Source organism: Agrococcus baldri, assembly GCA_900114805.1.
Lineage (GTDB): Bacteria > Actinomycetota > Actinomycetes > Actinomycetales > Microbacteriaceae > Agrococcus > Agrococcus baldri.
On record FOZN01000001.1, the window covers coordinates 846,916 to 852,967 of the forward strand.

Consider the following 6,052-nt stretch of genomic DNA (forward strand, 5'->3'; position numbering starts at 1 on the left):
GCCGCCGACGATGCGTGCCGGGCTACGCGGTCTGCGGCTCGCGCTCCTGCTCGACCTCGCGGGCGGTCCGCCGCACGATGGCCCCGCGGGCGCCGATGATGCCGACGAGCGTCGCGACGCACAGCAGGGCGAAGAAGACCGCCACGCCCCAGGGGCCGAAGGCGCCCAGCACCGTCTGCGCGATGAGCGGCGTCGAGCCACCGATCGCGACCGCGCAGAGCCCGTTCGCGAGCGCCACGCCCGTGTAGCGGACGTTGGGCTGGAATGCCGCCGAGAGGAAGCTCGAGAGCATCGCGTAGTAGGCGCAAGCGCCGATCACCAGGATCGCCTGCATCGCGCCGAGGAACCAGATGTTGCCCGACAGGATGCCCATGAAGTACGGCGCCGTGATGGCGAGCGAGAGGAGCACGCCGGCGATCATCACCCGCTCGCGGCCCCAGCGACCGGCGATGCGCGCCGAGATGGGCTGCCAGATGAACTGCAGCACCGCCATCGCGAAGCCGAGCTGCAGGATCTCCTCGCGCGGGTTGCCCAGCTCGGTCGTCCACCACGAGATGAGGAAGGTGTTCTGGAAGAACGCCGCCGCGATGCCCAGCACGCTGGCGAGCGTGCCGAAGATCACCACGACCGAGCTCGTGCGCATCACGTGCACGAGCGGCACGTTCACGACCTCGCGGTGCTCCTTGGTCTGCTCGAAGTCGTTCGACTCCTCGACGCGGGAGCGGATCCACATGCCGACGGCCAGCAGCACCGCCGAGAGCAGGAACGGCACGCGCCAGCCCCACGAGAAGAAGGCGTCGTCGTCGAGCACGCCGACCATGAGGAACATGAGCGTCGCGAGGATCGAGCCCGCGGGCGATCCCTGCTGCACCCACATGCCGGCCTTCGTGCGGTCGCTGCTGCTGCCGCCGCTCTCGGTCGCCATGAGCGTGGCGCCCGCCCATTCGCCGCCGACGGCGAGGCCCTGCGCCGCGCGCAGGAGCACGAGCAGCACCGGCGCGAGCGGCCCGACCTGCTCGTAGGTGGGCAGCAGGCCGATTGCGGTGGTGCCGATGCCCATGAGGAACAGCGTCGCCACGAGCACGCGCTTGCGACCGAAGCGGTCGCCGAGGTGCCCGAAGAGGATGCCGCCCAAGGGCCGGGCGAGGAAGCCGACCCAGAAGGTGGCGAAGCTCGCGAGCAGTCCCGTGAGGGGGTCGACGCTCGGGAAGAACAGCGGGCCGAACACGAGCGCGGCGGCCATGCCGAAGATGAAGAAGTCGTACCACTCGATCGCGGTGCCGACGAAGGCCCCGAAGACCGCTCGGCGGCGACGGGTGGATTCTGGAAGGGCGCTGACCGCCATCGGTCTCCTCCTGGGTCACGAACGGCGCCATCGCCGCTCTCTGCGTGACCAACCTGCCTGCGCTGGTTCATACTGTCTACGACCAAGTCATGCACGAATGTATACCCGAATGCGATAGCCCATGCTGCACCTTCGACGACTGAGCTACTTCGCCGCTGTGCTCGAGCACGGCACGCTCATGGCGGCCTCCGAGGCACTGCGCGTCGCGCAGCCGGCGCTCTCCCGCCAGATCCGGCTGCTCGAGGAGGAGCTCGAGCTGCCGCTGTTCGAGCGACGGCGCGGGCGGCTCGTGCCCACTCCGACCGGGCTCGCGCTCGGCGGCATCGCCCGCGCGCTGCTCGAGCAGGCCGACCGGGCCGAGCGGGCAGCCCGCAGCCTGCGGGCGGGCACCGCACAGCACCTCGTGTGTGTGACGACGCGCTCGACGAACCAGGGGCTCTTCTCCCCGTTCATCGCGACGCTCGGCGCGAGCATGCCGCTGCTGACGACGACCGAGGTCGAGCACGTCGACGTCGAGCGCGCGCTCAGCCACGGCGCCGACCTCGCCATCGCGCCGCTGCCGCCGTCGCCGCACCTGGCCTCGCGCGCGATCGCCGACTTTCCAGTGCTCGCGCACGTCTCCCTTCGCCACCCGTGGGCGCTCGAGAGCCGCGACCACGTCACGCTCGCGGAACTCGTCGAGGAGCACCTCATCCTGCCGCCCGAGTCGAGCATTAGCCGACAGGAGCTCGACCGGGCGCTGCGCCGCGAGCGGCTCGCGCCGCGCACGGTGCTCGAGAGCACCGTCGACTCGACGAGCCTCGCGCTGGCGGCGAGCGATCGCGGCGTCGCCGTGCTCACCTCCGACAGCGGTCCGGGCGTCCGCTCCATCCCCATCCGCACCGCGGGCGAGCAGCCGCGCATCACGCTCTACGGGTGCTGGATGCGCGATCACTACGCCGCCGACGCGATAGCGGAGCTCGTGGACGCCTTCGCGGCGTACGTCGAGAGCCGGTACGGCGCGCTCGCCGACTCCGATGCCCGATTGCTATAGAACCTCGACACTTCTGGTCGTGGCCGGCATGGCCTGCGCTTCCTAGACTCCCCAGCAGCGGGCACCGCCGCCCGCGCCGGAAGGAGCCAGGACGATGACGACCAGCACGCTGCAGCACACGACGAGGGCGCAGGATGCGCCACCGGCGATGCACGTGGGACGGGCTATCGCCGCCTCACTCGAGCTGCACGGCGTGCAGCGCGTGTTCTCGGTGCCGGGCGAGAGCTACCTCGCGCTGCTCGACGGCCTCCACGACGTCGCCATCCCCAACGTCGTCTGCCGCCACGAGGGCGGCGCCGCCTACATGGCGGAGGCCACCGGCAAGCTCACCGGCACGCCGGGCGTCGCGATGGTGACCCGCGGGCCGGGTGCCGCGAACGCGTTCGTCGCCGTGCACGTCGCCTGGCAGGACGCGAGCCCGATGGTGCTCTTCGTCGGCCTCATCCCCGTCGCCGACCGCGGCCGGGACGCCTTCCAGGAATTCGACCCGAACGGCTGGTTCGGCTCCCAGGCCAAGCGCGTGCTCGTGCTCGACGCGCCGGAGCGCGCGAGCGAGGTCGTCGCCGAGGCCTTCCGCATCGCCCGCAGCGGCCGGCCCGGGCCCGTCATCGTCGGCCTGCCCGAGGATGTCGTGGCGGCGCCGTTCACCGGCGAGCTCCGCGCCCGGCTGCCCGTCGCGCGCGGCGCCGTCGCCGACGACGACCGCGAGGCGATCCTCGACGCGCTCGCCGGTGCCGAGCGGCCGCTGCTGCTCGTGGGCGGCGAGGGCTGGACTCCCGAGGCGGCGAAGGCCGTGCAGGGCTTCGCCGAGCGCAACCGCCTCCCCGTGCTGCAGGAATGGCACGCGACCGGGCGCATCCCCACCGACTCCCCCAGCTTCGTCGGGCAGCTCGCCTTCGGCGGCCCGCCCGAGGGCATGCGGATGCTCGAGGACGCCGACGTGTTGGTCACGGTGGGGGCGGTGCTCAATGACGTCACCACGGGCTCCTACGTAGCTCGGCAGAACGCCGACGCGCGGACGATCGTCGTCTCGCTCGACCCGGAACTGCGCGGCGGCTCCGGCGCGCTCTCGCGGCATGTGCTCGCCTCGCCGGAGACCTTCGCGAAGGCGATCGCCGACGCCGCCCTGCCCGAGCACGCCCGCCGCAGCGCGTGGACGGCGCAGCACCACGACCGGGTCGTCGCCGAGCGGCTCGACTGGTCGGCTCGCGCCGACGGCCGCCGGGGCGCGAGCATGACGCGGCTCATCGACGCCGTCGCCGAGCGGCTGCGCGACCCGCTCGTCACCGTCGGCGCCGGCAACCACTCCGCCTGGGCACAGCTGCTGCCGAGCGTGCGCTACCCCGCAGAGCTCGCGACCCGCAACGGCTCGATGGGCTACTCGGTGCCGGCCGCGCTCGCCGCGGCGCTCGAGGACCCGAACCGCGAGGTCGTCACGATCGTCGGCGACGGCGAGCTGCTCATGAACGGGCAGGAGCTCGCGACCGCCGCACAGGAGGGCGCCGCCTTCCTCGTGATCGCGATGGACAACGGCCAGTACGGCACCATCCGCTCGCACCAAGAGCGCTACTACCCCGGCCGCGTCTCCGGCACGCAGCTGACCAACCCCGACTTCGCCGCACTCGCCCGCGCGTACGGCGGCCACGGCGAGACCGTGCGCGCCGATGGCGAGATCGACGGCGCTGTCACCCGTGCGCTCGCGGCCGTCGAAGAGGGCCGCTGCGCGCTCATCCACATCGTCGTCGACCCCGACATCCTGCTGCCCTGACTCATCGAAGGAGCCCCATGTACACCGTCACCAATCCCGCGACCGGACAGGTCGTCGCCGAGCACCCCACCGCATCCGACGTCGAGATCACTGAGGCCGTCGCCCGCGCGGACTGCGCCGCCGCAGCACTGCGCGCGACCGAGCTGAGCCAGCGCACCGCCGTGCTCTCGCGCATCGCCGAGCTGCACGTCGAGCACCGCGACCGCCTCGCCGCCATCGCGACGCAGGAGATGGGCAAGCCCATCGTGCAGGCTTGCTTCGAGGTCGACATCGTCGCGAGCATCTACCGCTACTACGCCGAGCACTCGGCGACGCACCTCGCCGACGAGTGGCTCGACGTCGTCGCCGGCGGCACCGCCCTCGTGCGCAAGGAGGCGCTCGGCGCGCTGCTGGGCATCATGCCGTGGAACTTCCCGTACTACCAGGTGGCACGGTTCGCGGCCCCGAACCTCGCGATCGGCAACACGATCCTGCTCAAGCACGCGCCGCAGTGCCCCGAGTCGGCGCTCGCGCAGGCGGGGCTCATCCGCCAGGCGCTCGCCGAGCACGGCCTGCCGGAGGACGCGTACGTCAACGTCTTCGCCACGAACGAGCAGGTCTCGACGATGATCGCCGATCCGCGCGTGCGCGGCGTCTCGCTCACGGGCTCCGAGCGCGCCGGCGCCGCGGTCGCCTCGCAGGCGGGCGCGCACCTCAAGCCCGTCGTGCTCGAGCTCGGCGGCTCCGACCCCTTCATGCTGCTCGACACCGTCGACCTCGACACCGTCGTGGAGCGGGCCGTCTTCGGGCGCATGATCAACGGCGGGCAGGCGTGCAACGCCTCGAAACGCTTCCTCGTGATGGACGGGCTCTACGAGCAGTTCTCGGAGAAGTTCACGGATGCGATGCGCGCGATCTCCCCCGCTGACCCGGCCGAGCAGGACACCTTCCTCGGGCCGCTCTCGTCCGAGGCCGCCGTCGAGGCGCTCGACGCGCAGGTGCGCCGCGCCGTCGAGCAGGGCGCGACAGTGCTCACGGGCGGCAAGCGCGTCGACGCGCCGGGCGCCTACTACGAGCCGACCGTGCTCGCCGACATCACGCCCGACATGGACGTGTTCGGCCAAGAGCTCTTCGGCCCCGTGGCGGTGCTGCACCGCGTGACCGACGAGGAGCACCTCGTCGAGCTGGCCAACGGCACGCCCTTCGGACTCGGTTCGTCGATCCACACCGACGACGAGGAGCGTGCGCTGCGACTCGCCGACCGCATCGAGGCCGGCATGGTGTTCATCAACGAACCCGGCGGCACCGCGGCCGAGCTGCCCTTCGGCGGCACCAAGCGCTCGGGCTTCGGTCGCGAGCTCGGCAAGCGCGGCCTGACCGCGTTCGTCAACGAGAAGCTCATCCGCGTCGCCCCCTGAGGCAGCGCGCAGCACGCACGAGGCCCGCGACCATTCGGTCGCGGGCCTCGTCGCTGCGCTCAGGCGAACGGGTTGGGCATGAGCGTGTACTTCGTCTCGAGGTACTCGTGGATGCCCTCGGCGCCGCCCTCACGGCCCAGGCCCGACTGCTTCACGCCGCCGAAGGGGCCGGCCGCGTTCGAGACCACGCCCACGTTGAGGCCCATCATGCCGGTGTCGATCAGCTCGATCATGCGCTGGCCGCGCTTGGTGTCCTCGGTGAAGACGTAGCCGACCAGGCCGTACTCGGTGGCGTTGGCGAGGCGGACGGCGTCCTCCTCGTTGCTGAAGCGCTGGATGGCGACGACCGGGCCGAAGATCTCCTCGATCGACACCGCCATCTCGGCGTCGACGCCGTCGAGCACGGTGGGCTCGAAGAAGGAGCCGGGGCCGTCGATCGCCTTGCCTCCGGCGACGAGCGTCGCGCCGTCGGCGACGGCCGCGTCCACCAGGCGCACGGCGTTGTCGAC

The 6,052-nt window shown here is 71.8% G+C and carries 5 protein-coding genes; 3 read left to right on the top strand and 2 right to left on the bottom strand.

The window, feature by feature from the left end:
* Positions 1-22: 22 nt before the first annotated feature.
* Positions 23-1,345, bottom strand: a complete 1,323-nt coding sequence (locus BM288_RS04080) for an MFS transporter (protein WP_092916070.1) — start codon at positions 1,343-1,345, stop codon at positions 23-25.
* A 121-nt stretch (positions 1,346-1,466) separates the two neighbouring features.
* Here BM288_RS04080 and BM288_RS04085 point away from each other — a divergent pair, with 121 nt between their 5' ends.
* The 3 genes from BM288_RS04085 (at position 1,467) to BM288_RS04095 (ending at position 5,543) form a co-directional block, all read left to right on the top strand.
* On the top strand, positions 1,467-2,378 hold the full coding sequence (locus BM288_RS04085) for a LysR family transcriptional regulator (protein ID WP_092916072.1): 912 nt from the start codon (positions 1,467-1,469) through the stop codon (positions 2,376-2,378).
* Positions 2,379-2,472: 94 nt separating this feature from the next.
* Entirely contained in the window at positions 2,473-4,146 is a 1,674-nt protein-coding gene (locus BM288_RS04090; RefSeq protein WP_318255314.1) for a thiamine pyrophosphate-dependent enzyme, read from the top strand.
* A 17-nt stretch (positions 4,147-4,163) separates the two neighbouring features.
* The gene (locus BM288_RS04095) at positions 4,164-5,543 is read left to right on the top strand and encodes an NAD-dependent succinate-semialdehyde dehydrogenase (RefSeq protein ID WP_092916074.1); all 1,380 of its coding nucleotides are present in this window, start codon (positions 4,164-4,166) and stop codon (positions 5,541-5,543) included.
* A 59-nt stretch (positions 5,544-5,602) separates the two neighbouring features.
* Here BM288_RS04095 and BM288_RS04100 read toward each other — a convergent pair.
* On the bottom strand, positions 5,603-6,052 hold a 450-nt coding region (locus tag BM288_RS04100; protein ID WP_143103010.1), incomplete at its 5' end, for an aldehyde dehydrogenase family protein.